Below are 24740 nucleotides of genomic sequence, written 5' to 3' on the forward strand. Positions count from 1 at the left end.
GGGTCCGGAGGAGGGGCGCGATGGCGGCGGACAACGCGACGGCAGCGGACGAGTCTTTGGACGTGATCACCGACGCGTTGCTGACGGCATCCCGTTTGCTGGTGGCCATCTCGGCACGCTCGATCAGCCAGGTCGACGAGTCCATCACCATTCCGCAGTTCCGGACCCTGGTGATCCTGTCCAACCGGGGCCCGGTCAACCTGGCCACGCTGGCCAGCCTGCTGGGCGTGCAACCCTCGGCCACCGGCCGGATGGTCGACCGGCTCGTCGCCGCCGGGCTGATCGACCGCCTCCCGCACCCGACGTCCCGGCGCGAGCTGCTCGCCGCGCTGACCAAGCGCGGGCGCGAGGTCGTCCGCCGGGCCACCGCGTACCGGCGCGCCGAGATCGCCGCCATCGTGGAGAAGATGCCGCCGCCGGAACGCCACGGGCTGGTGCGTGCCCTGACCGCCTTCACCGCCGCTGGCGGCGAGCCCGACGTCCACGTGGACGCCGAGCTCGACTTGTAATATCACTCAACGCTTTTCGGCGGTGACCAGAAGGTATTCCCACCGCATGCCGCCGTCGGCCAGGTACCGGCGCGCGAGTTCGACGAGTTGGGCGTCGAGCTCGGCGGCCAGCACCCGATTGTGGCCGATGTTCGCGTACGCCTCGATCGTCGGGCCGTAGTGGTGCTTGAAGTACGCGTGCACGGCCTCGGGGTCGTCGAACCTGTTCACCCAGAGATTGCGCCGCAGCATCGTGACGCGGCCGACGCGATCACCCAGCAGCCCGCCGACGTACCCCTCGCGACCCCACAGCGCCGCCGGCGGCACGGCCGGTGACAGGCTGGGCCGGTACGGCCTGATGGTGGCCAGCATCCGGCCGAAGAAGCCCTCCGGGGTCCAGCTGATCACGCCGATCGTCCCGCCCGGCCGGCAAACCCGGGCCAGCTCGTCGGCGGCGCGCTGGTGGTCGGGCGCGAACTGCACGCCGATCGCGGAAAGCACGGCGTCGAACTCGCCGTCGCCGAACGGTAGCGCGTGCGCGTTGGCCTCGCGGTAATCGATCGTCAGCCCCCGCGCCGCGGCCCGCGCCTGGGAGCGGCGCAGCAGTTCGGGCGTGAGGTCGGTGGAAACGACGTCGGCGCCGGTCGCGGCGGCGGGAAGCGAGATGTTGCCCGAGCCGGCGGCGACGTCGAGCACCCGCGTGCCCGGGCCGACGCCGGTCGCGGCGACCAGGACCGGCCCCAGCGGGGCCATCACCTGCTCGGCCATCAGGGCGTAGTCACCGAGCGCCCACATCACGCGATGTGCGGCCGCAAGATCGTCGGGGGTGTTGGCGTCGACGGTGTCGAGAGTCATCGGACCTCCTCAAGGTCGCGGGCGCGGCAGGGGCAGTCGTTGACTCTTACCGCTAGAAATAATAGCAATAGGAAACAATATACTGACGCAACTGTGTGAAGCCTGGGCGTGTCCTGCGGAGATCCGGTGGTTCCTAGACTTGTGCCCGTGCGCCTCGTCTTCGCCGGCACCCCCGAACCCGCGCTGCCCGCGCTGCGCCGCCTCGTCGACTCGTCCCGGCACGAGGTGGTGGCGGTGCTGACCCGGCCCGACGCCGCCGCCGGCCGGCACGGCAAGCCGCAGCCGTCGCCGGTGGCCCGCGAGGCGCTCGACCGCGGCATCCCGGTGCTGCGTCCGGCGCGGCCCAATTCGCCGGAGTTCGTCGCCGAGCTCGCCGAGCTGGCGCCGGACTGCTGCCCGGTGGTGGCCTACGGCGCGCTGCTGCGCGACCACCTGCTCGCGGTTCCCCCGAACGGCTGGATCAACCTGCACTTCTCGCTGCTGCCGGCCTGGCGCGGCGCGGCCCCGGTACAGGCCGCGATCGCCGCCGGGGACGCCATCACCGGGGCGACCACCTTCCGGATCGAACCGAGCCTGGACTCGGGACCGGTGTACGGGGTGGTGACCGAGACGATCCGGCCGACCGACACCGCGGGCGATCTCCTTGAGCGCCTAGCGGTTTCGGGGGCGGCGCTGTTGTCGGCCACGCTGGACGGCATCGCCGACGGGACGCTGACGCCGCGGCCGCAACCCGCCGACGGGATCAGCATGGCACCGAAGATCAGCGTGGAAGCTGCCCGGGTGCGCTGGGAGCTGCCGGCGCCGGTGGTGGAGCGCCGGATCCGCGCCGTCACGCCCAACCCCGGCGCCTGGACGCTCATCGGCGACCTGCGGGTCAAGCTCGGACCCGTGCAAATCGAAGAGGCCCCGATGCCGTTGGCGCCCGGCGCCATTCACGCCGACCGCAAGAACGTGTGGATCGGCACCGGCTCGGAACCGGTGCGGCTGGGCCAGATTCAGCCGCCCGGCAAGAAGCTGATGAACGCCGTCGACTGGGCGCGCGGCGCCCGCCTCGACGCCGCCGCGCGGGCGTCGTGAGCGGCAAACCGCGCAAGTCGCGCCGGCCGCTGGACCCGGCGCGCGCCGCCGCGTTCGAGGTGCTTCGGGCGGTCAGCGAGCGCGACGCGTACGCCAACCTGGCCCTGCCCGCGCTGCTGCGCCAACGCGGAATCACCGGCCGCGACGCCGCTTTCGCCACCGAGCTGACCTACGGCACCTGCCGCACCCGGGGCCTGCTCGACGCGGTCATCGGCGCGGCCGCCGGGCGATCGCCGGAGGCCATCGACCCGGTGTTGCTCGACCTGCTCCGGCTCGGCACCTATCAGCTGCTGCGCACCCGGGTCGACGCGCACGCCGCGCTTTCCACCACGGTCGATCAGGCCGGCATCGAATTCGATTCCGCCCGAGCGGGATTCGTCAACGGTGTGCTGCGCACCATCGCCGCCCGGGACGAGAAGTCGTGGGTCGACGAGCTGGCCCCCGACCCGGCGCGGGATCCGGTCGGGCACGCCGCGTTCGTGCACGCGCACCCGCGCTGGATCGCGCAGGCCTTCGCCGACGCGCTCGGCGCCGCCGCCGCCGAACTCGACGCGGTGCTGGCCAGCGACGACGCCCGGCCCCAGGTGCACCTGGCGGCCCGGCCCGGGGTGCTGACCGCCGCCGAGCTGGCCGACGCGGTGGGTGGCACCGTCGGCCGGTACTCGCCGTACGCGGTGTACCTGCCGGGCGGGGATCCCGGGCGGCTGGCGCCGGTGCGCGACGGCACCGCGCTGGTCCAGGACGAGGGCAGCCAGCTGGTGGCCCGCGCGCTCACGCTGGCGCCGGTCGACGGCGACACCGGGCGGTGGCTGGACCTGTGCGCCGGGCCGGGCGGCAAGACCGCGCTGCTGGCCGCGCTGGGCTTTCAGTCCGGGGCCCGCGTCACGGCGGTGGAGCCGTCGCCGCATCGCGCCGAGATGGTCGAGGAGAACACCCGCGGGCTGCCGGTCGACGTGCTGCGGGTCGACGGGCGCCAGAGCGGCCTCGAGCCGGGCTTCGACCGGGTGCTCGTGGATGCGCCCTGCACCGGGCTGGGCGCGTTGCGCCGCCGCCCGGAAGCCCGGTGGCGGCGCCGGCCGGCCGACGTGCCGGCGCTGGCCAAGCTGCAACGCGAGCTGCTGGCCGCCGCGATCGCACTGACCCGGCCCGGCGGCGTGGTGCTGTACGCGACCTGCTCGCCGCACCTCGCGGAAACCGTTGGGGTGGTGGGCGACGCGCTGCGCCGCCATCCGGTGTCCGAGCTGGACACCCGGCCGCTGTTCGAGCCCGTCACCGGGCTCGGGGAGGCAAATGCGGTGCAGCTGTGGCCACACCGGCACGGCACCGACGCGATGTTCGCCGCCGCGCTGCGCCGCGCCTGAAGTGATGATGGCCGTTCGGCTCAGTAATGTGGCGCACATGCCTGGCAATAGCGGTAAAGCGCTGATCGCTCCGTCGATCCTGGCCGCCGATTTCGCCCGACTGGCCGACGAAGCCGCCGCCGTGCGCGGCGCCGACTGGTTGCACGTCGACGTGATGGACAACCATTTCGTGCCGAACCTGACCATCGGGCTGCCCGTGGTGGAGGCCATGCTGAAAACCACCAGCATCCCGATGGATTGCCATCTGATGATCGAGGACCCGGACCGGTGGGCGCCGCCCTACGCCGAGGCGGGCGCCTACAACGTCACCTTCCACGCCGAGGCCACCGGCAATCCGGTTGGGGTGGCCCGCGACATCCGCGCCGCCGGCGCCAAGGCCGGGATCAGCGTGAAGCCGGGCACCCCGCTGGAGCCCTACCTCGAAATCCTGCCGAACTTCGACACCCTGCTGATCATGTCGGTCGAGCCCGGCTTCGGCGGCCAGAGCTTCATCCCCGAGGTGCTCTCGAAGGTCCGCGCCGCGCGCAAGCTGATCGAGGCGGGGGAGCTGACGATCCTGGTCGAGATCGACGGCGGCATCAACGAGGACACCATCGAGCAGGCCGCCGAGGCCGGCGTCGACTGCTTTGTCGCGGGGTCGGCGGTGTACGGGGCGGCAGACCCGGAGGCCGCGGTCGAGGCGTTGCGGCGACAGGCCGTCGCCGCGTCAGCGCACCTGCGCGCATGAACCAGCCCCAGTCGGTCGACAGCCTCGACGCGGCCATGCGCCTGGCGATCGAACACTCCTACCAGGTCAAGGGCACCACCTACCCGAATCCGCCGGTCGGATGCGTGATCGTCGACCCCGAAGGCCACGTCGTCGGCGTCGGCGCCACCGAGCCCGCCGGTGGCGACCACGCCGAGGTGCTGGCGTTGCGGCGGGCCGGCGGTCTGGCCGCCGGCGGCATCGCGTTCGTCACCCTCGAGCCGTGCAACCACTACGGCAAGACGCCGCCGTGCGTCAACGCCCTGATCGAGGCCAGGGTGGGCACGGTCATCTACGCCGTCGGCGACCCCAACGGGATCGCGGGCGGGGGCGCGGGCCGGCTGCAGGCCGCGGGGGTGCAGGTGCGGTCGGGGGTGCTGGCGGATCAGGTGGCCGCCGGGCCGCTGCGCGAGTGGCTGCACAAGGTGCGGACCGGGCTGCCGCATGTGACGTGGAAGTACGCGAGCAGCGTCGACGGGCGCAGCGCCGCCGCCGACGGCACCAGCCAGTGGATCTCCAGCGAGGCCTCCCGGTTGGACCTGCATCGCCGGCGCGCCATCGCCGACGCCATCGTGGTCGGCACCGGCACGGTGCTGGCCGACGACCCGGCGCTCACCGCGCGGCTGGCCGACGGCTCGCTGGCCAACCGTCAACCGTTGCGAGTGGTGGTGGGCATGCGCGAAATACCGCCGGAGGCAAAGGTTCTCAACGACGATTCGCGCACCATGGTGATTCGCACCCACGATCCGATGGAGGTCATCAAGGCGCTGTCGGATCGCACCGACGTCCTGCTCGAAGGCGGCCCCACCCTCGCGGGCGCCTTCCTGCGCGCGGGGGCGGTCAACCGCATCCTGGCCTACATGGCGCCCATGCTGGTGGGTGGCCCGATCACGGCCGTCGACGACGTGGGGGTGCCCACCATCGCGCGCGCGCTGCGCTGGCACTTCGACGGGGTCGACCGGGCGGGGCCCGATCTGGTGCTCAGCCTGGTGCCGCAGGGCGGCTAGCGCTCAGGGGGCGGGCGCCGGGTTGACCTCGGCCGGCTCCTCGGCGACTTCCGGTTCCTCGGCGTGCTCCTTGCGGCCGCTGACCAGCAGGCCCAGCAGCGCGCCCACCACACAGATGCCGACGGTGACCATGAAGATGTCGCCGTACATCGCCGCGAACGCCTTGATGTACATCGTGCCCTGCGCGAGCACGCGTTCCAGCAGGGTGGCGTCCGGCGGGATCGCCGCCGTCAACCCGGCGACGATCTGGTTGAACCGGTAGAAGCCCCAGGCCGTCAGCGCGGCGACACCGATCAGCATGCCCGTCATGCGGGCCACCACCACCGCCGCCGAGGCGATGCCGTGTTGCGCGGCCGGGACCACCCGCAGGGCCGCCGACGACAGCGGTCCGATCACCAGGCCGAGGCCGAGGCCGGCCACCAGCAGGTTGGCGTGGATCGTCGGCACGCTGAACAACCCGAAGACATCGACCTTGTGCCCCATGATGTCTTCGCGCCAGTAGTGAATCAGCCAGTACCCGTAGGCGGCGATGAGTAGCCCGACGAAGATCATGATCCGGTCCCCGATGCGGGTGGCGATCCAGCCGCCCAGCACCGCGCCGATCGGCAGCGCGATCAGAAACCACAGCAGCAGCCCGGCAGCCTGGTTCTGGTTCATCTGCAGCACGCCCTGCCCGAACAGCTCCACATCCACCAGCGTCACCATCAGCGCCGCGCCCGCCGCCAACGAGGCGCCCAGCGCCGCGAGGAAGGGCCGGAAGCGCACCCCGGCCGGGTCGATCAGCCGGGTGCGCGAGAACCGCTCCCACACCACGAAGGCCACCGCGGCGACGATCGCGCCGATCACCAACGGCAACCCGTAGCTCGGCAGCACCTGCTTGCCGTCGGGGTTCGGGTTGTACAGGCCGATCACCGCGAGGCCCAGCGCGACGGCCAGCAGCAGGCCACCGACCAGGTCGATCCGTTCCGGCGCCTCGGTGCGATCCCGCGAGGGCAGGCTGAACTGGATCATCACCATCGCGATCAGCGTCAGCGGGACGTTGATCCAGAACACGTATCGCCAGTCGTGGAACACGAAGACGATGAAGATGCCGTACAGCGGGCCCAGCACGCTGCCCAACTCCTGCGCGGCGCCGATGCCGCCCAGCACGCCGGCGCGGTTGCGCTGCGACCAGAGGTCGGCGCCCAGCGCGAGGGTGACCGGCAACAGCGCGCCGCTGGCCACGCCCTGGATGGTCCGGCCGGCGATCAGCATGTGGAAGTCGCCGAACTGACCGGCCAGTGCGGTGACCACCGACCCCACGATGAACAGGGCCAGGGCGGCCTGCAGCAGCATCTTGCGGCCGAACCGGTCCGACGCCCGGCCCAGCAGGGGCATCGCCGCGATGTAGCCCAGCAGGTACATCGTCACGATCCAGGTGATCCGCTGCAGCTGGTTAACCGGGATGCCGACGTCGGACATGATGTCGCGCATGATGGTGACCACGACGTAGGTGTCGAGGGCCCCCAGCAGCACCGCAAGGCTGCCGGCGCTGATCGCGACGCGGCGTCCCGCCTGAGTCCTCACGAGATCACCGGGGGCTTGGTGACGGTGACCGGCGCGCCCCAGTTGGACATGGTCATCTGCAGGGAATTGCCCGAGCTCTTCTCCAGGCTGGCCTGCACCAACTGGTGGTCGCCGTTCTCCTGGATCCACACGGTGCCCGGCACCTGTCCCGATGCGGTGAACTGCGGAACGAGCTTGTTCACCGCGTCCGCGGAGAAGTTCCCGCTGATCTTGACCGCTTCCTGCCCGTTGATGTTGTCGCGCCCCTCGGCCTTGGCGTTGGTGAAGTTGTTCAGCGCGTTGGCCAGCCCGGTGTCCGGGTTCAGGATCACCGAGACGTCGTAGATGTCGGACGCCTTGCCGAAGTCACTCCACTTGTTCGGCGTGAGCGTCGCGTACAGGTCGCCGTCGACGACGACGAAGTCGGCTTGAATGTCGGACCCCCCGACGGTGAGCGTGGCGTTTCCGGACGCCGCGGTGGCCGGTGCGTTGGTGAGGTCACCCGTCAGCACCTTGATGGGCAACCCCGGAATCTTGCCGTTCACCTTTATAACGAGGTGGGCGCTCTTGACGTTCTTGGTCGATGCGGCGGATTGCTTGACCAGGTTCGTGGCGTCGGGCAGCGGCCCGCCGCTCACCTTCGGGCCCGACGAGCACCCGGCGACAAGGGCGGAGGCGAGGGTTAGGGAAGCGAGGACGGCCAGTAGACGGTGGCGAGTCGGCATACCCTGCATCGTAGAGGGTGCCCGTGACCGGCTCTTCGAACACGGGGCCCGCCCGGCCGCGTATCGGCCCGATAACCTGGTGCAATGTTCACCGGAATTGTCGAGGAGCTCGGGGAGGTGACCGGCCGCGAGATGCTCGCCGACGCCGCGCGGTTGACCATCCGCGGGCCGATGGTGACCGGCGATGCCGGGCATGGCGATTCGATCGCCGTCAACGGCGTGTGCCTCACGGTCGCCGAGCTGCTGCCGGACGGCCGGTTCACCGCCGACGTGATGGGCGAGACCCTGAGCCGGTCGAACCTGGGCGAGTTGCAGGTCGGCAGCCGCGTCAATCTCGAGCGCGCCGCGGCCGTCAACAGCCGCCTCGGCGGACACATCGTGCAGGGGCACGTGGACGGCACCGGCCAGGTCGTGTCCCGCGCCCCGTCCGCGCACTGGGAGGTCGTGCGGATCGAGGTGCCCGCGGCGGTGGCCCGCTACGTCGTCGAAAAGGGGTCGATCACCGTCGACGGAATCTCCCTGACGGTGTCCGGGCTGGGCGCGGAGCCGCGGGACTGGTTCGAGGTCTCGCTGATCCCGACGACGCGGGAACTGACCACCCTCGGCCGTGCCCCCGTCGGAACCCAGGTGAACCTCGAGGTCGACGTCATCGCGAAATATGTTGAGCGGCTGATGTCGGCTAAATAAGCCCTACCGCGGGCGCTTAGGTCCCGCGTTTACAGCCCGCGCCACACGGGGCCGTCCCAGAAGCCCCAGTCGTTGAACTGGGCATTCCACACGACCTGGGCCCACGGCGCCCACGGCGGCGGCGGGGGCATCGGCCGCGCCCACGGCGGAGGGGCGCCGTACCCCGCAGGTCCGCCGTAGTTGTCGTCCCAGTCACGGCAGTTGTTCCAGTTCTGGTACGGACCCCAACCCGGGTTCCACTGGTCGCCCGGGCACCAGTGGTAGTGCTTCACGGGTGCGGGGGGAGGTGCCGCTTGGGCGGTCCCCGACGTCAGCCCCAGCGCGGCCGCGGCCATTCCGCCGGCCGCCAACGCACCGGTGCACAGGCGAACCCATGTCTTGGTTTGCGTGTTTGTATTCATGTCTCTCGGATTTCCCTTAATAATGCGACCAAAACGGCATCCGTCGTCCCTCACACGTGGCTCATAGCCGGGGCTTACATGCGGCTTACGCGAGGGCCGGTTTCGGGCAGAAAAGCCGTGGCAATAACGGCGCTGCCGTGGTGGTTCATACTGGATGCAACACTTGGGCCGCTCCCATGGCCCAAACGACAGCAAGGCAGCACAGATGACGAGGTTGGACTCCGTCGAGAGGGCGGTTGCCGACATTGCGGCCGGTAAGGCCGTCGTCGTCATCGATGACGAGGAACGCGAGAACGAAGGCGACCTGATCTTCGCGGCCGAGAAGGCGACGCCGGAGATGGTGGCCTTCATGGTCCGCTACACCTCGGGATACCTGTGCGTACCGCTGGACGGAGCGATCTGCGACCGGCTTGGGCTGCTGCCGATGTACGCGGTGAACCAGGACAAGCACGGGACCGCCTACACCGTCACCGTCGATGCGAGAAAAGGCGTAGGCACCGGGATTTCGGCCTCCGATCGGGCCACCACCATGCGGATGTTGGCCGACCCCGCCAGCATCGCCGAGGATTTCAGCCGCCCCGGTCACGTGGTTCCGTTGCGCGCCAAGGACGGCGGCGTGTTGCGCCGGCCCGGCCACACCGAGGCCGCCGTCGATCTCGCCCGGATGGCGGGGCTGCAACCCGCGGGCGCGATCTGCGAGATCGTCAGCCAGAAGGACGAGGGCTCGATGGCCCAGACCGACGAGCTGCGGGTCTTCGCGGACGAGCACGACCTCGCGCTGATCACCATCGCCGACATCATCGAGTGGCGGCGCAAGCACGAGAAGCACATCGAGCGCATCGCCGAAGCGCGGATCCCGACCCGGCACGGGGAGTTTCGCGCCATCGGCTACTCCAGCATCTATGAGGACGTCGAGCATGTGGCGCTGGTCCGTGGCGAGATCGCCGGCCCCAACGCCGACGGCGACGACGTGCTGGTGCGCGTGCACTCCGAATGCTTGACCGGTGATGTTTTCGGGTCGCGCCGCTGCGACTGCGGGCCCCAGCTGGACGCGGCGATGGCGATGGTCGCGCGCGAGGGGCGCGGCGTGGTGCTGTACATGCGCGGCCACGAGGGCCGCGGCATCGGGCTGATGCACAAGCTGCAGGCCTACCAACTGCAGGACGCCGGGGACGACACCGTCGACGCCAACCTCAAGCTCGGATTGCCGGCCGACGCAAGGGATTACGGGATCGGCGCGCAGATCCTGGTCGACCTCGGCGTGCGCTCGATGCGGCTGCTGACCAACAACCCGGCCAAGCGGGTCGGGTTGGACGGGTACGGGCTGCACATCATCGAGCGGGTGCCGCTTCCGGTGCGGGCCAACGCCGAGAACATCCGCTACCTGATGACCAAGCGCGACAAGATGGGTCACGACCTGGCCGGGCTCGACGACTTCCATGAATCCGTGCACTTGCCAGGCGAATTCGGCGGTGCTTTGTGAGCCCTGCCGCCGGCGTCCCGGACGTGCCGCCGCTGCAGGCGTCCGGCCTGCGGCTGGCAATCGTGGCCAGTACCTGGCACGCGGAAATCTGCGACGCGCTGCTGGCCGGTGCCCGCAAGGTGGCATCCGAGTCCGGCATCGACGACCCGACGGTGGTCCGGGTGATCGGCGCGATCGAGATCCCGGTGATCGCGCAGGAGCTGGCCCGCAAACACGATGCCGTCGTCGCGCTGGGCGTCGTAATCCGTGGCCAGACACCGCATTTCGACTACGTGTGTGACGCGGTCACCCAGGGGCTGACCAGGGTGTCGCTGGACGCCTCCACGCCGGTGGCCAACGGGGTGCTGACCACCGACACCGAGGAGCAGGCGCTGGACCGGGCCGGCCTTCCGGAATCGGCCGAGGACAAGGGCGCCCAGGCTACCGGGGCGGCCCTCGCCACCGCCCTGACATTGCGTGACCTGCGCGCTCGGTCGTGACGTCGCCGCCGAGCCGCGAGGTCTGGGATGTCGAGCTGCGTCCCCACCGCACGCCGTTATTCGTTTACATCGCCGCGTTTCTGATCGCCGCGGCGCACATCGTGGTGGGCCTGCTGCTCACGATCCAGTCCAGCGGGGTGATCTTTCACCCCTCCGATCAGGTGGCGATAGCCGTCCTGGGGCTGGTGATCGCCGGCGGCGTGCTGCTGTTCGCGCGCCCACGGCTGCGGGTGGGTCCGGCCGGGCTTTCGGTGCGAAACCTCCTCGGGTACAAGCTGATTCCCTGGTCGGATGTGGTCGGCGTGTCGTTTCCCGCCGGCCGGCGGTGGGCCCGCATCGACCTGCCCGACGACGAGTACGTTCCGCTGATGGCGATCCAGGCCGTCGACAAGGAGCGCGCCGTGGAAGCGATGGATACCGTGCGGTCGCTGCTCGCGCGATATCGCGCAGACGCCAGCTGAGCGCTGTACCATCGCCCGATGGCACGTCACGTGCGGGCGGCTGCCGCGCTGGTCATCGCCGCGGTGCTGGTGAGCTCTTGCGCAACCTCGGTGGCGGGTCGAGCGGTGCGGGCCCCCGGTCAGCCGGGGATCCTCGCGAATGCGCACCTGGCGATCCCGGCGCGCGAGCTGCTCTTGCCCGACGGGGATAGCACGCCTTTCGGCCCGGCGACCGCGAATCCGCTGGGCGACAACTACTTCACCAGCGCGCGGCCACCGGAATGCTCGGCGGCGCTGCTGTTCAAGGGTTCCCCGCTGGTGCCTCCCGGCTCGGCGGAGCACGCGGAGTCGGCCTACCGTGTCGGCGGCGCGGCGCAATACGCCGAGTCGGTCGACGTCTACGACAAGGCGGTGAAAGCCCACGACGTGGTGTCGAAGGGCTTCGCCGCCATCGCCAAATGCCATGGCGAAGCCGTCGGGATGTCGCCCGCCGGGGCGTTTCGGCCGATGCGGCTCAGCTTCTTCGGCACCACCGACGACGGGGTCCTGGTCTGGACCATGACCCATCCGAAGTGGACGTGTGACTACGGGCTGGCGGTGTTACGGCGGGTCGCCCTGATGCTGTCGGCCTGTGACAGCAAGCCCGGATTTCCGATGAAGGACTGGGCGTCGAAGCGCAAGGCACAGCTCGACCGCCGGACCGCCTGACCGTGACCCAATGCGCGATGCAGTTGCCGACCTATGAGGCGACCCCATCGACGTCAATTTCGCTCGTGTGCCGACCCTCCCCAAATCGCGATATCGTCTCGCTGTGGGGACGAAGGCCGAACGGCGGGCCGCGCGCCAACGCGTAGCCACCTACCACCACACGCGACTGGCCAAGCTCATCGAACATGTGCGGTCGCGCTCGACCGCTACCGCGTCGGCGAGGTAGACGCCTACACCGTCGATGAGACGATCCACCACTATTACCGGGCTGCACGCGAGCTGTTGAAGTTCTGTTGGTCCGAGGGCGGCGGAACACACCCCGAGTTCGTCGCCCACCTCCTCGATCAAATGGCGGGCGACAGCCAGTCCATCGACTGGTGGGAACGGGCGACGCGGAGAGGCCGCAGTAATCACCTCGGCTGACCGAGGGGCGCTACATCACGGTTGGCCCGATTGTGTCGGTAGGCTCTGGAATGCTCAGCGTTGAGATGTCTAGGCACACCACGTTTCGCTTCTGTCTCGATCCAACGGTCGAGCAGTCTGAGCTGTTGGCCCGGTATGCTGGCGCATCGCGGTTCGCATTCAATCAATGCCTAGGGATGGTGAAAACCGCTCTCACCGAACGCAAGACCAATCCCAGCGTCGAGGTGCCGTGGACCGGGTTTGATCTGATCAATGTGTTTAATGGGTGGAAGACAACCGAGGACGCCGGCCGGGTCTTCGCGGTCGGCAGCGATGGCGTAGCCGAGACTGTGGTTACTGGCCTCGTGTGGCGGGCCGAGGTATGTCAACAGGTGTTTGAGGAAGCCGCCGTGGACTGCGGGCGTGCACTGTCGGCATGGTCAGATTCCCGATCAGGCAAACGTCGGGGCAAGTGCGTTGGCTTCCCACGCTTTAAGAAGAAAAGCGGCGGTCTACGGTCCTTTCGGGTGCGCAACAGATATCGCAAGGGTCGAGCGCCGGCGATTCGGGTCGGCGACGGCAACCGGCCTCGCTCGTTGACCCTCCCAGGCATCGGACTGATCGGCGTGCATGACGACACACGCAGGTTGCGGCGCATGATCGGCAAGGACCGCGCCAGAATTCTGTACGCGGCCGTCAGCCATCGCGCAGGCCGCTGGTGGGTGTCATTGAACGCGGAGGTCGCGGACCTGCATCCGGCCCACCACCACCCGAAGCGTCGACCGGACGAGCAAGGCGGGTGGGTCGGTGTGGACCGGGGCTTGTCGGCGTTCTTAGTGGCCGCACGTACCGATGGAACCGAAGTCGCCCGCGTTCGAGATGCGCCGAAAGCCCTGGCCGCCGGCATGAAGAAACAGCGGCGGTTGGCGAAATTGTTGTCCCGCAAACAGAAAGGATCGCGCAACCGCCGTGACGTCGCAGCGAGGCTGGCGCGTCACCACCATCATGTCGCGAATATCCGCCGGCATTTCCTACATCGAGTCGCAAACGCGCTGGTCAAGACCCACGACCGGCTCGTCTTCGAGAACCTCAACGTGTCCGGGATGCTAACCAACCACCGGCTGGCCCGCGCTATCTCCGATGCCGGCTGGGCCGAATTCGCCCGTCTTGTGAAGTACAAGCAGGTGTGGCGTGGCGGCGAGTTCGTCGTCGCAGATCGCTGGTTTCCATCGACACGGTTATGCCTGGAATGCGGTGCCATCCACGCTGATTTGACACTGGCTGATCGCATATTCACATGCAAGTGCGGATATCGCGCCGACCGCGACACCAACGCTGCAACAAACCTCGCCCTATGGGGCGAAAAGCATCACCTCGATCCCCGGACCCCCAAGCACGGAGGCCGGGCTACCAATGCCCGCCGACGGGACGGCGCTGACCGGCACTCCTCACGTGCCGGTGAAACCAGCCCGGTTGACGCGGGAACTGACTTTCACACTGCTCCTGCGGCGTGAAACCGATGATCGCCCGAGAACGGCGGTGCTGACCAACTCACAGGAGTTGGTCGACACGCTTTAGCCTGAGTACGTGCCAGATCCCGCAACGTATCGCCCCGCGCCCGGGTCCATCCCGGTCGAGCCCGGCGTCTACCGGTTCCGGGACGTGCACGGGCGCGTCATCTACGTCGGCAAGGCCAAGAGCCTGCGCAGCAGGCTGACGTCCTACTTCGCCGACGTCGCCGGCCTGCATCCGCGAACCCGCCAGATGGTGACCACCGCGGCCAAGGTCGAGTGGACGGTGGTCAACACCGAAGTCGAGGCGTTGCAGCTGGAATACAACTGGATCAAGGAATTCGATCCGCGCTTCAATGTCCGCTACCGCGACGACAAGTCGTACCCGGTGCTGGCCGTCACCCTCAACGAGGAGTTCCCGCGGCTGATGGTGTACCGCGGCCCGCGACGCAAGGGGGTGCGCTATTTCGGCCCCTACTCGCACGCGTGGGCAATCCGCGAAACGCTGGACCTGCTCACCCGCGTCTTCCCGGCGCGCACGTGCTCGGCTGGAGTGTTCAAGCGGCACAAGCAGATCGACCGCCCGTGCCTGCTCGGCTACATCGACAAGTGCTCGGCGCCGTGCGTCGGCAGGGTCAGCGCCGAGCAGCACCGCCAGATCGTGGAGGACTTCTGCGACTTCCTGTCCGGCAAGACCGATCGCTTCGCCCGCGACCTGGAGCAGCAGATGAACGCCGCGGCCGAGCAGCTCGATTTCGAACGGGCCGCGCGGCTTCGCGACGACCTGTCGGCGTTGAAGCGGGCCATGGAGAAGCAGGCCGTGGTGCTCGGCGACGGTACCGACGCCGACGTGGTCGCCTTCGCCGACGACGAGCTGGAAGCGGCGGTGCAGGTGTTCCACGTGCGCGGCGGCCGGGTCCGCGGCCAGCGCGGCTGGATCGTCGAAAAGTCCGGGGAGCCCGGCGATTCCGGGGAGGAGCGGCTGGTCGAGCAGTTCCTGACGCAGTTCTACGGCGAGCAGGCCGAGCTGGGCGGCTCGGCCGACGAGGCCGCCAACCCGGTTCCCCGCGAGGTGCTGGTCCCGTGCCTGCCGTCCAACTCCGAAGAGCTGACCAGCTGGCTGTCCGGGCTGCGCGGCTCGCGCGTCACCTTGAGGGTGCCGCGGCGCGGCGACAAGCGCGCCCTGGCCGAAACCGTGCAGCGCAACGCGAAAGAGGCCCTGCAACAACACAAGTTGAAGCGCGCCGGCGACTTCAACGCGAGATCCGCCGCGCTGCAGAACATTCAGGATGCGCTGGGCCTGGCCGACGCGCCGCTGCGCATCGAATGCGTCGACATCAGCCACGTGCAGGGCACCGACGTGGTGGGCTCGCTGGTGGTCTTCGAGGACGGCCTGCCCCGCAAATCGGACTACCGCCACTTCGGGATCCGGGAGGCCGCGGGCCAGGGGCGCTCGGACGACGTCGCCTCCATCGCCGAGGTGACCCGCCGCCGCTTCGCGCGCCACCTCAGCGAGCAGCAGGACCCCAATATGCTTTCCCCGGAAGGGAAATCGCGCCGCTTCGCGTACCCGCCCAACCTCTACGTCGTCGACGGCGGCGCGCCGCAGGTCAACGCGGCCAGCGCCGTGCTCGACGAGCTCGGCGTCACGGACGTCGCGGTGATCGGACTGGCCAAGCGTCTGGAGGAGATCTGGGTGCCCTCGGAGCCGGACCCGATCATCATGCCGCGCAACAGCGAGGGCCTCTACCTGCTGCAGCGGGTGCGTGACGAGGCGCACCGGTTCGCCATCGCCTACCATCGCAGCAAGCGATCCAAGCGAATGACCGCCTCGGCGCTCGATTCGGTGCCAGGATTGGGCGAACATCGCCGCAAGGCGCTGGTAACGCATTTCGGATCGATAGCCCGCCTCAAGGAGGCCACCGTCGACCAGATCACCGCCGTTCCGGGCATCGGCGTGGCCACGGCCACGGCCGTCCTCGAGGCGCTGCGACCCGAACAATCCGGGGACCCGCAATGACGGGCGACGCGGGTATCGACGTCGTCCTGGTGACGGGGCTGTCGGGGGCCGGGCGGGGCACCGCGGCCAAGGTGCTCGAGGACCTCGGCTGGTACGTCGCCGACAACCTGCCACCTCAGCTGATCACGCGCATGGTCGATTTCGGGCTGGCCGCCGGTTCGCGCATCACCCAGCTGGCGGTGGTGATGGACGTGCGGTCGCGCGGCTTCACCGGCGACCTCGACGAGGTCCGCAACGAGTTGGCCACCCGCAGCATCACCCCGCGCGTGGTGTTCATGGAGGCGTCCGACGACATGCTGGTGCGCCGCTACGAGCAGAACCGGCGCAGCCACCCGCTGCAGGGCGACCAGACCCTGGCCGAGGGCATCGCCGCCGAGCGCAGGATGCTGGCCCCGGTCCGCGCCACCGCCGACCTGATCATCGACACGTCCACGCTGTCGGTGCGGGGCCTGCGGGAGAGCATCGAGCGCGCGTTCGGCGGCAACGGCGCCGGAACGACCAGCGTCACTTTCGAGTCCTTCGGCTTCAAATACGGCCTGCCGATGGACGCCGACATGGTGATGGACGTCCGGTTCCTGCCCAACCCGCACTGGGTCGACGATTTGCGCCCACTCACCGGTCAGGACCCCGCGGTGCGCGACTACGTATTGGGCCAGCCCGGCGCGGGCGAGTTTCTCGACGCTTACCATCGATTGCTAAACCTGGTCGTCGACGGCTACCGCCGGGAGGGCAAGCGCTACATGACGGTCGCGATCGGCTGCACCGGCGGCAAGCATCGCAGCGTCGCGATCGCCGAGGCGTTGATGCAGCGATTGGGGGGTAACCCGCAGCTGACGGTGCGGGTGCTGCACCGGGATCTGGGTCGCGAATGAGTGAAGGCATCGTTGCGCTGGGGGGCGGACACGGCCTGTATGCGACGCTGTCCGCGGCGCGCCGGCTGACGCCCTACGTCACGGCCGTGGTCACCGTCGCCGACGACGGCGGCTCGTCGGGCCGGCTGCGCAGCGAACTGGACGTCGTCCCGCCCGGCGATCTGCGAATGGCCTTGGCGGCGTTGGCATCTGACAGCCCGTACGGGCGGCTGTGGGCGACCATCCTGCAGCACCGATTCGGCGGCACCGGCGCCCTGGCCGGGCACCCGATCGGCAACCTGCTGCTCGCAGGGCTCAACGAGGTGCTGGCCGATCCCGTCGCCGCCCTCGACGAGCTGGGCCGCATCCTCGGCGTCAAGGGCCGGGTGTTGCCGATGTGCCCGATCGCGCTGCAGATCGAGGCCGACGTGTCCGGCCTGGAGGCCGACCCACGGATGTTCCGGGTGATCCGCGGCCAGGTGGCGATCGCGACCACGCCCGGCAAGGTGCGGCGGGTGCGGCTGCTGCCGCCCGACCCGCCGGCGACCCGGCAGGCCGTCGACGCCATCATGGCGGCGGACCTGGTGGTGCTGGGCCCCGGCTCGTGGTTCACCAGCGTCATCCCGCACGTGCTGGTCCCGGGGCTGGCGACGGCGTTACGGGCCACCACCGCCCGGCGCGCGCTGGTGCTCAACCTGGTGGCGGAGCCGGGGGAGACGGCCGGCTTCTCGGTGGAGCGCCATCTGCACGTGCTGGCCCAGCACGCACCCGGTTTCACCGTGCACGACATCATCATCGACTCCGAACGGGTGCCCAGCGAACGCGAGCGCGAGCAACTGCGCCGCACCGCGACGCTGCTACAAGCCGAGGTCCACTTCGCTGACGTGGCCCGACCTGGTACACCTTTACATGACCCGGGCAAGCTCGCGGCGGCGCTGGACGGGGTCCGAGCGGGTCACAAAGGTCAAGGAGCCCCTTTGGATCGGACCACCGCGCAGCTGCCGGTCGACATTGAGACGAGGGGTGACGACGCGTGGCGATGACGACCGAAGTCAAGGACGAGCTGAGTCGCCTGGTGGTGAAGTCGGTCAGCGCGCGGCGCGCGGAGGTCACGTCCCTGCTGAGGTTCGCCGGCGGGCTGCACATCGTGGGTGGCCGGGTGGTCGTCGAGGCCGAGGTGGATCTGGGTAACGTCGCGCGTCGGCTGCGCAAGGACATCTTCGAGTTGTACGGGTACAACGCCGTCGTGCATGTGTTGTCCGCCAGCGGGATTCGCAAGAGCACCCGGTACGTGCTGCGGGTGGCCAACGACGGTGAGGCGCTGGCGCGCCAGACCGGCCTGCTCGACATGCGGGGGCGTCCGGTGCGCGGCCTGCCGGCCCAGGTCGTCGGCGGCAGCGTCGCCGACGCCGAGGCGGCGTGGCGGGGGGCCTTTTTGGCGCACGGGTCGCTGACCGAGCCGGGACGTTCGTCGGCCCTGGAAGTCAGCTGCCCCGGCCCGGAGGCCGCGCTGGCGCTGGTCGGGGCCGCGCGCCGGCTCGGGGTCAGTGCGAAGGCGCGCGAGGTGCGTGGCGCGGACCGGGTGGTGGTGCGCGACGGCGAGGCGATCGGTGCCCTGCTGACCCGGATGGGGGCCCAGGACACCCGGCTGGTCTGGGAGGAGCGCCGGATGCGGCGCGAGGTCCGCGCGACGGCCAACCGCCTGGCCAACTTCGACGACGCCAACCTGCGCCGGTCGGCGCGCGCGGCGGTCGCGGCGGCCGCCCGGGTGGAGCGGGCGCTGGAGATCCTCGGCGACACGGTCCCGGACCATTTGGCGTCGGCCGGCCGGCTGCGCGTCGAGCACCGGCAGGCGTCGCTTGAGGAGCTCGGTCGCCTGGCCGACCCGCCGATGACGAAAGACGCTGTGGCCGGCCGCATTCGGCGCCTGCTGTCGATGGCCGACCGTAAGGCGAAGGTGGAGGGGATCCCGGACACCGAGTCGGCGGTGACGCCTGACCTGTTGGAGGATGCTTAACTCACCTGGGGGCCAGGCACACGAGTTGACTGACTGCGGGTGGGACGCCGGGTCCCTCGATTTCTTCCGGGGGCTGCAGCGACACCGATGCAGAATCGCAGCGTTGCCCGTCGGCCGGGGTCTTGATGTCGGTGACGACGAACTTGGCGAACTGCTGCCGGCCCGACGGCATCTGGTCCTCGAGAGCCAGTCCGGGGGCCACGCGCGGCGACGGCAGTGACTCGTCGCAGGCCGACGGCGCGTACAACAGCACCGTCGGAGGCGCCCCGGCATTGGTCAGCGCGGGATAGCAGTACCCCACGCGCGCCAGGTATTTGAGGCAGTAATACGCCCTGCTGTCCTTTGTGAGCAACTCGTAGTCAATCCGGATGCAGCGCGGCGCATTGGCGTGGTATCCGTCATCGCGGATCCGGGCGTCCGGGCTGTCACAGGCGACGACCGCCGGCTTCGACGGGGCCAGCTTGGAGTCATAGGTGAATCTGTTCAGGCACTGCCCCGAGTCAATGGAGAACACCAGCTTCAGCGTCGCCTGGTCATAGCCACGGGCTTCGTTGTACCCGGTCGCGGAGAGGGCGGCGCATGCCGACAGCAGCAACGCCAGTACGCACGCGGCAACCGCGGTTGCAAACTTTGCGGCCAACGTTGGCACGGCATGAGGATAACCTCTACCGGAAGATTGTTCGGCGATGCTGGGCATGACGGGCGGGGAGGGCTACGGTCATCGCATGAAGCGGCTTTCGAGTGTCGATGCGGCGTTTTGGTCTGCGGAAACCGCGGGCTGGCATATGCATGTGGGTGCGCTCGCGATCTGCGATCTCACCGATGCCCCCGAATACAGCTTTGAACGCGTCCGCGAGCTGATCATCGAGCGGCTGCCCGAGCTGCCGCAGCTGCGGTGGCGGGTCACCGGCGCGCCCCTCGGGCTGGACCGGCCGTGGTTCGTCGAGGACGAAGAGCTCGATATCGACTTCCACATCCGTCGCATCGCCGTTCCGGCCCCGGGCGGCAGGCGCGAGGTCGACGAGCTGGTGGGTCGGCTGATGTCCTACAAGCTGGACCGTTCCCGACCATTGTGGGAGCTCTGGGTAATCGAGAACGTCAAGGGCAACCGGGTCGCGACGCTGACCAAGATGCACCACGCGATTGTCGACGGCGTCTCGGGCGCCGGGCTCGGCGAAATCCTGCTCGATGTCACGCCCGAACCCCGTCCGCCGCAAAAGGAGACGGTCGGGTCGTTGGTGGGATTCCAGCTTCCGGGGGTGGAGCGGCGCGCGATCGGCGCGCTGATCAACGTCGGCGTCAAGACGCCCTTCCGCATCGCCCGGCTGGTGGAGCAGACTCTGCGTCAGCAGGTCGCCGCGCTGGGCGTCAGCAGCAAGCCGCCGCGCTACTTCGAAGCGCCCAAGACGCGCTTCAACGCACCGGTGTCTCCGCACCGGCGGATCACCGGCTGCCGCGTCGAGCTGGACCGTGCCAAGGCCGTCAAGGACGCCTTCGGCGTCAAGCTCAACGACGTGGTGCTGGCGCTCGTGGCCGGGGCCGCCCGAACGTACTTGATGAAGCACGATGAATTGCCGGCCAAACCGCTCATCGCGCAGATCCCCGTCTCGACGCGCACCGACGAAAGCAAGAGCGACGTCGGCAACAAGATCAGCTCGATGACCGCGTCGCTGGCCACCGACATCGAAGACCCCGCTGATCGGCTGAGGGCCATCCACGAAAGCACCCAGAGCGCCAAGTTGATGGCCAAGGCGTTGTCCGCGCACCAGATCATGGGGCTGACCGAGACCACCCCGCCCGGGCTGCTGCAGCTGGCGGCGCGGGCCTACACGGCCAGCGGGTTGTCGCGAAACCTGGCCCCCATCAACCTTGTTGTGTCCAACGTCCCCGGTCCGCAGTTCCCGCTGTACATGGCCGGCGCCAAGCTGGAGTCGTTGGTGCCGCTCGGGCCGCCCGTCATGGACGTTGCCCTGAACATCACTTGCTTCTCCTACGAGAAATACTTGGACTTCGGCTTTGTCACCACCCCCGAAGTCGCCAATGACATCCACGAGATGGCCCGCGCCATCGAGCCGGCCCTGACCGAGCTCGAGAAGGCCGCGGCGCAGGAGTGATCGGCTAGACCGGCTTTTTGTGGGACTTTCTGCCCTAGTGGCGCGTTTCCGTCCGGCCATAATTAGAACAAGTTACAGGTCTTGCTTTATGGCCTTGTACAGCGGAAACAACAAAATGCTCAGCCACAGTTGCAACTCACTCTAGTCACGAGTGCGCACGTCTGGAGGTAGGCCGGTGACGTCGATTCACCAATGCGATGCCCAGTCCGTTCTGGTCGCCATCGATGATCTCTTGCCCAAGCTGCGGCAGCGGGCCCAGGAAACCGAGGAACTGCGGCGACTGCCGGATGCCACCGTCAGCGAGCTCCAGGAAATCGGCTTCTTCCGGCTGCTGCAGCCGGGGCAGTGGGGCGGCATGCAGTGCGATCCGACGGTGTTCTTCGAGGCCGTCCGGCGCCTGGCCAGTGCGTGCGGGTCCACCGGATGGGTGGCATCGATCCTCGGGGTGCACAACTGGCACGCCGCGCAGTTCGACCAGCAGGCCCAGCAGGACGTGTGGGGCGAGGACCAAAACGTGCGGATCTCCTCGTCGTACGCCCCGATGGGCGCCGGTCGGGTGGTCGACGGCGGTTATCTGGTCGACGGCTCGTGGAACTGGTCGTCGGGTTGCGACCACGCCACGTGGACCTTCGTCGGCGGCCCGGTGATCAAGGACGGCCAGCCGGTCGACTTCGGCAGCTTCTTGATCCCCATCAGCGATTACCGCATCGACGACGTGTGGCACGTCGTCGGCCTGAAGGGCACCGGCAGCAACACCCTGGTCATCAAGGACGTGTTCGTGCCCCGGCACCGGTTCCTGTCCTACAAGTCGATGAACGACCACACCGCCGCGGGTTTGGCGGCAAACACCGATCCGGTCTATCGGATGCCTTGGGGCACAATGCATCCCACCACGATCACCGCCCCCATCGTCGGCATGGCCTACGGCGCCTATGAATCCCACGTCGAGCATCAGGGCCAGCGGGTGCGCGCGGCGTTCGCGGGCGAGAAGTCCAAAGACGACCCCTTCGCCAAGGTGCGCATCGCCGAGGCGGCCAGCGACATCGACGCCGCCTGGCGGCAGCTGATGGGCAATGTCGGCGACGAGTACTCGTGCCTGGTGGCGGGGCGGGAGGTGCCGTTCGAGCTGCGCACCAGGGCCCGTCGTGACCAGGTGCGCGCGACCGCCCGCGCGGTCGCCTCGATAGACCGCCTGTTCGACGCCTCGGGCGCCACCGCGTTGGCGAGTAGCGGTCCGCTCCAACGGTTTTGGCGTGACGCGCACGCCGGCCGGGTGCACGCCGCCAACGATCCCGAGCGGGCCTACATGATCTTCGGCAACCACGAGTTCGGGCTGCCGCCCGGCGACACGATGGTCTGATTCCAAAAGGAGCGATTGATGCCTTGCCCTCATCTTCCGTCCGGCTTCGACCCGACCGACCCGGACATCTACGCGGAACGCTTACCGGTCGAGGAGCTCGCCGAGCTGCGTCACAACGCACCGATTTGGTGGTGTGACCAGCCCGTCGGCAAGGGTGGCTTCAACGACGGCGGCTTCTGGGTGGTGACCAAGCACAAGGACGTGAAGGAGGTGTCGCTGCGCAACGACGTCTTCTCCAGCTGGCTCAACGGCGCCATCCCGAGGTTCGGCGACGACATGGCGCGCGAAGACATCGACCTGCAGCGGTTCGTCCTGCTCAACATGGACCCCCCGCATCACACCCGGCTGCGCAGGATCATCTCCCGCGGATTCACGCCGCGCGCGATCGGCCGGTTGCGCGACGAGCTCAACGAGCGCGCGCAGGCCATCGCCAAGGCGGCCGCCGCCGAGGCCGCCGGCGATTTCGTCGAGCAGGTGGCGTGCGAACTGCCGCTGCAGGCCATCGCGGGCTTGCTCGGGGTGCCGCAGGAGGACCGCAGCAAGCTGTTCCGGTGGTCGAACGAGATGACCGGCGCCGAGGATCCCGAGTACGCGCACGTCGATCCCAAGGTCTCGTCTGCAGAGGTGCTGGCCTACGCGATGAAGATGGCCGAGGCCAAGGCCGAGAACCCGGGCGACGACATCGTGACCACGCTGATCGAGGCGGACATCGACGGGGAGAAGCTCTCGGAGGAGGAGTTCGGGTTTTTCGTGATGATGCTGGCGGTCGCCGGCAACGAGACCACGCGCAACTCGATCACCCAGGGCATGATGGCCTTTGCCGACTTCCCCGACCAGTGGGAGCTGTACAAGAAGGAACGCCCGGAGACCGCGGCGGACGAGATAGTCCGTTGGGCCACACCGGTTACCGCGTTCCAGCGCACCGCCAACCAGGACACCGAACTGTCCGGGGTGGCGATCAAGCAGGGTCAGCGGGTGCTGATGTTCTACCGCTCGGCCAACTTCGACGAGGAGGTCTTCACCGACCCGTTCTCGTTCGACATCATGCGTAACCCCAACCCGCACGTCGGATTCGGCGGTACCGGCGAGCACTACTGCATCGGTGCCAACCTGGCCAAGCTGACGATCAACCTCATGTTCAACGCCATCGCGGACCACATGCCCGACCTCGCTCCCGTCTCGAAACCGGAGCGGATTCGGTCGGGTTGGCTCAACGGCATCAAGCACTGGCAGGTCGACTACACCGGCAAGTGCCCAATCGCGCACTGACGCACCGTTATTGGTGTTGCTCGACCTTGGGCCGCAGGTTCTCCTCCACCTCGGCGTGCCAGTGCTTGTTCGCCGCGGTGGTGTCGACCTCGTACTCGAAGCGGTCGGTCATCTGCGGCGTCACGTCGGCGGCATCGACATAGAACTGCTGATACCAGCGGCGCAGCTGATAGACGGGGCCGTCCTCTTCGACCAGCAACGGGTTTTCGATTCTGGTCTTGTGCTTCCAGATCTCGACGTCCTGCAAGAAGCCCATGCTGACGCCGTCGGCGAACGCCTTGGACAGCTTCTCGGTGGCGTCGTCGTCCATGCCGTCGGGCTTTCGCACGATGACGCCCCACTGCAGCATGAAAGAGTCCTGCGTGACGGGGTAGTGGCAGTTGACGAGGACCGACTCGACCTTGTAGCCGCCGTAGCTGTTGTGTAGCCAGTTGATCATGAACGACGGGCCGAAATAGGAAGCCTCGGAATCGAGCAATTGCTCACCGGTGTAATGCGATCCGCCGAGCAGCACGTCAGGCCGACCGACCGTGCTCAGGTATTGCGACGCGATGTGCCCCTCGAAGACGTTCTTGAAGTACGTCGGGAAGCCGTAGTGGATGTAGAAGAAGTGCGCCATGTCGACGATGTTGTCGACGATCTCGCGGCAGTTCGAACCCTCGATGAGCTGACTGCGCCAGCGCCAGCCGGTCCAGTCGGCGCTGGCGGCCTCGGGAATGTCGGGGATCTGCAGTTCCGGTGACGGCGGGTTGCCCTCGTGGTCGTGCCAGACGAACAGCAGGCCGTTGTGCACCTCAGTGGGCCAGGTGCGGGTGCGCGCCATTCGTGGGGTGCGCTTGGCATACGGCACCTCCTTGCACCTGCCGTCGCCGCCCCACCGCCAGTCGTGGAACGGGCACGCGACGGTGTCGCCCTTGATCGTGCCCTGCGACAAGTCCCCGCCCATGTGCCGGCAGTACGCGTCGAGCACTCGCAGGTTGCCTTCGGCGTCGGCGAAGACGACCAGCTTGGTGCCGAAAATGTGGACCGGGTGCGGCCGGCCGTCGAGGAAGTCCTTGGCCACGCCCAGGCAGTGCCAGCCGCGGGCAAACCGGGTCGGCAACGCCCCGACGTCGATTTCCCGGACGCCGACCCCAGCGGTATCGATACTCACTTCGGACCTCCACTCGCCAACCGGCCAAACTAGAACACGTTA

The 24740-nt window shown here is 68.6% G+C and carries 24 protein-coding genes; 18 read left to right on the forward strand and 6 right to left on the reverse strand.

All coding sequences use genetic code 11. From position 1 onward, the window contains the following. Window positions 1-20 precede the first annotated feature (20 nt). The gene (locus tag AC5Y2S_RS08235; RefSeq protein ID WP_499955303.1) at window positions 21-509 is read left to right on the forward strand and encodes a MarR family transcriptional regulator; all 489 of its coding nucleotides are present in this window, start codon (window positions 21-23) and stop codon (window positions 507-509) included. A 6-nt stretch (window positions 510-515) separates the two neighbouring features. On the opposite strand, the gene AC5Y2S_RS08240 is transcribed toward AC5Y2S_RS08235, so the two are convergent. Beyond that, the gene (locus AC5Y2S_RS08240; protein WP_499955305.1) at window positions 516-1343 is read right to left on the reverse strand and encodes a class I SAM-dependent methyltransferase; all 828 of its coding nucleotides are present in this window, start codon (window positions 1341-1343) and stop codon (window positions 516-518) included. A gap of 147 nt (window positions 1344-1490) precedes the next feature. Here AC5Y2S_RS08240 and fmt point away from each other — a divergent pair, with 147 nt between their 5' ends. The 4 genes from fmt to ribD are packed head-to-tail and all read left to right on the forward strand — an operon-like array spanning window position 1491 to window position 5533. Beyond that, window positions 1491-2420: a methionyl-tRNA formyltransferase gene (fmt, locus tag AC5Y2S_RS08245; protein WP_499955307.1), complete on the forward strand. Its 930-nt coding sequence runs from the start codon at window positions 1491-1493 to the stop codon at window positions 2418-2420. Beyond that, window positions 2417-3781 (forward strand): RsmB/NOP family class I SAM-dependent RNA methyltransferase, encoded by a 1365-nt coding sequence (locus AC5Y2S_RS08250; RefSeq protein WP_499955310.1) that lies wholly within the window; start codon window positions 2417-2419, stop codon window positions 3779-3781. Before fmt ends, AC5Y2S_RS08250 begins: the two co-directional genes overlap by 4 nt. Window positions 3782-3818: 37 nt before the next feature. Next, a complete protein-coding gene (gene rpe, locus AC5Y2S_RS08255) occupies window positions 3819-4508 on the forward strand; it encodes a ribulose-phosphate 3-epimerase (RefSeq protein WP_499955312.1) in 690 nt (229 codons plus the stop codon). Then, window positions 4505-5533, forward strand: a complete 1029-nt coding sequence (gene ribD, locus AC5Y2S_RS08260; protein WP_499955314.1) for a bifunctional diaminohydroxyphosphoribosylaminopyrimidine deaminase/5-amino-6-(5-phosphoribosylamino)uracil reductase RibD — start codon at window positions 4505-4507, stop codon at window positions 5531-5533. The genes rpe and ribD overlap by 4 nt, the downstream gene beginning before the upstream one ends. Before the next feature lie 3 nt (window positions 5534-5536). On the opposite strand, the gene AC5Y2S_RS08265 is transcribed toward ribD, so the two are convergent. Together AC5Y2S_RS08265 and AC5Y2S_RS08270 are read right to left on the reverse strand one after the other, a co-directional pair. Next, the gene (locus tag AC5Y2S_RS08265) at window positions 5537-7099 is read right to left on the reverse strand and encodes an MFS transporter (protein WP_499955316.1); all 1563 of its coding nucleotides are present in this window, start codon (window positions 7097-7099) and stop codon (window positions 5537-5539) included. Then, the gene (locus AC5Y2S_RS08270) at window positions 7096-7803 is read right to left on the reverse strand and encodes an LppX_LprAFG lipoprotein (RefSeq protein WP_499955318.1); all 708 of its coding nucleotides are present in this window, start codon (window positions 7801-7803) and stop codon (window positions 7096-7098) included. The genes AC5Y2S_RS08265 and AC5Y2S_RS08270 overlap by 4 nt, the downstream gene beginning before the upstream one ends. An 84-nt stretch (window positions 7804-7887) precedes the next feature. On the opposite strand from AC5Y2S_RS08270, the gene AC5Y2S_RS08275 reads away from it, so the two are divergent. Continuing rightward, window positions 7888-8490, forward strand: a complete 603-nt coding sequence (locus tag AC5Y2S_RS08275) for a riboflavin synthase (protein WP_499955320.1) — start codon at window positions 7888-7890, stop codon at window positions 8488-8490. Window positions 8491-8519: 29 nt separating this feature from the next. Here AC5Y2S_RS08275 and AC5Y2S_RS08280 read toward each other — a convergent pair whose 3' ends face one another. Beyond that, window positions 8520-8891: an Mtp family mycobacterial-type pilin gene (locus AC5Y2S_RS08280; RefSeq protein ID WP_499955322.1), complete on the reverse strand. Its 372-nt coding sequence runs from the start codon at window positions 8889-8891 to the stop codon at window positions 8520-8522. A 205-nt stretch (window positions 8892-9096) separates the two neighbouring features. On the opposite strand from AC5Y2S_RS08280, the gene AC5Y2S_RS08285 reads away from it, so the two are divergent. From AC5Y2S_RS08285 to whiA, 9 genes are all read left to right on the forward strand, one after another. Next, on the forward strand, window positions 9097-10374 hold the full coding sequence (locus AC5Y2S_RS08285) for a bifunctional 3,4-dihydroxy-2-butanone-4-phosphate synthase/GTP cyclohydrolase II (RefSeq protein WP_499955324.1): 1278 nt from the start codon (window positions 9097-9099) through the stop codon (window positions 10372-10374). After that, window positions 10371-10853: a 6,7-dimethyl-8-ribityllumazine synthase gene (gene ribH / locus AC5Y2S_RS08290; RefSeq protein ID WP_499955326.1), complete on the forward strand. Its 483-nt coding sequence runs from the start codon at window positions 10371-10373 to the stop codon at window positions 10851-10853. Before AC5Y2S_RS08285 ends, ribH begins: the two co-directional genes overlap by 4 nt. After that, window positions 10850-11314 (forward strand): PH domain-containing protein, encoded by a 465-nt coding sequence (locus tag AC5Y2S_RS08295; RefSeq protein WP_499955328.1) that lies wholly within the window; start codon window positions 10850-10852, stop codon window positions 11312-11314. Before ribH ends, AC5Y2S_RS08295 begins: the two co-directional genes overlap by 4 nt. Window positions 11315-11332: 18 nt before the next feature. Beyond that, window positions 11333-12001 (forward strand): hypothetical protein, encoded by a 669-nt coding sequence (locus tag AC5Y2S_RS08300; protein ID WP_499955330.1) that lies wholly within the window; start codon window positions 11333-11335, stop codon window positions 11999-12001. Between the two features lie 473 nt (window positions 12002-12474). Then, window positions 12475-13917, forward strand: coding sequence for an RNA-guided endonuclease InsQ/TnpB family protein (locus AC5Y2S_RS08305; protein WP_499955332.1), 1443 nt, complete (start codon window positions 12475-12477; stop codon window positions 13915-13917). A gap of 73 nt (window positions 13918-13990) precedes the next feature. Next, on the forward strand, window positions 13991-15934 hold the full coding sequence (uvrC, locus tag AC5Y2S_RS08310) for an excinuclease ABC subunit UvrC (RefSeq protein ID WP_499955334.1): 1944 nt from the start codon (window positions 13991-13993) through the stop codon (window positions 15932-15934). Continuing rightward, window positions 15931-16806, forward strand: coding sequence for an RNase adapter RapZ (gene rapZ / locus AC5Y2S_RS08315; protein WP_499955336.1), 876 nt, complete (start codon window positions 15931-15933; stop codon window positions 16804-16806). The genes uvrC and rapZ overlap by 4 nt, the downstream gene beginning before the upstream one ends. Further along, the gene (locus AC5Y2S_RS08320) at window positions 16803-17828 is read left to right on the forward strand and encodes a YvcK family protein (RefSeq protein WP_499955338.1); all 1026 of its coding nucleotides are present in this window, start codon (window positions 16803-16805) and stop codon (window positions 17826-17828) included. Before rapZ ends, AC5Y2S_RS08320 begins: the two co-directional genes overlap by 4 nt. Continuing rightward, window positions 17825-18802 (forward strand): DNA-binding protein WhiA, encoded by a 978-nt coding sequence (whiA, locus tag AC5Y2S_RS08325; protein ID WP_067014582.1) that lies wholly within the window; start codon window positions 17825-17827, stop codon window positions 18800-18802. Before AC5Y2S_RS08320 ends, whiA begins: the two co-directional genes overlap by 4 nt. 1 nt (window position 18803) lies before the next feature. Here whiA and AC5Y2S_RS08330 read toward each other — a convergent pair whose 3' ends face one another. Further along, on the reverse strand, window positions 18804-19451 hold the full coding sequence (locus tag AC5Y2S_RS08330; protein WP_499955339.1) for a hypothetical protein: 648 nt from the start codon (window positions 19449-19451) through the stop codon (window positions 18804-18806). Between the two features lie 76 nt (window positions 19452-19527). Between AC5Y2S_RS08330 and AC5Y2S_RS08335 the strand changes: the two genes are divergently transcribed. From AC5Y2S_RS08335 to AC5Y2S_RS08345, 3 genes are all read left to right on the forward strand, one after another. Next, the gene (locus tag AC5Y2S_RS08335) at window positions 19528-20916 is read left to right on the forward strand and encodes a WS/DGAT/MGAT family O-acyltransferase (RefSeq protein WP_499955341.1); all 1389 of its coding nucleotides are present in this window, start codon (window positions 19528-19530) and stop codon (window positions 20914-20916) included. A gap of 175 nt (window positions 20917-21091) precedes the next feature. Continuing rightward, the gene (gene hsaA, locus AC5Y2S_RS08340; protein WP_499955343.1) at window positions 21092-22276 is read left to right on the forward strand and encodes a 3-hydroxy-9,10-secoandrosta-1,3,5(10)-triene-9,17-dione monooxygenase oxygenase subunit; all 1185 of its coding nucleotides are present in this window, start codon (window positions 21092-21094) and stop codon (window positions 22274-22276) included. 18 nt (window positions 22277-22294) lie between these two features. Further along, on the forward strand, window positions 22295-23545 hold the full coding sequence (locus AC5Y2S_RS08345; RefSeq protein WP_499955345.1) for a cytochrome P450: 1251 nt from the start codon (window positions 22295-22297) through the stop codon (window positions 23543-23545). 7 nt (window positions 23546-23552) lie between these two features. On the opposite strand, the gene AC5Y2S_RS08350 is transcribed toward AC5Y2S_RS08345, so the two are convergent. Next, window positions 23553-24698, reverse strand: a complete 1146-nt coding sequence (locus AC5Y2S_RS08350) for a 3-ketosteroid-9-alpha-monooxygenase, oxygenase component (RefSeq protein WP_499955347.1) — start codon at window positions 24696-24698, stop codon at window positions 23553-23555. Window positions 24699-24740: the final 42 nt, after the last annotated feature.

The organism is Mycobacterium sp. NGS69, assembly GCF_059812165.1.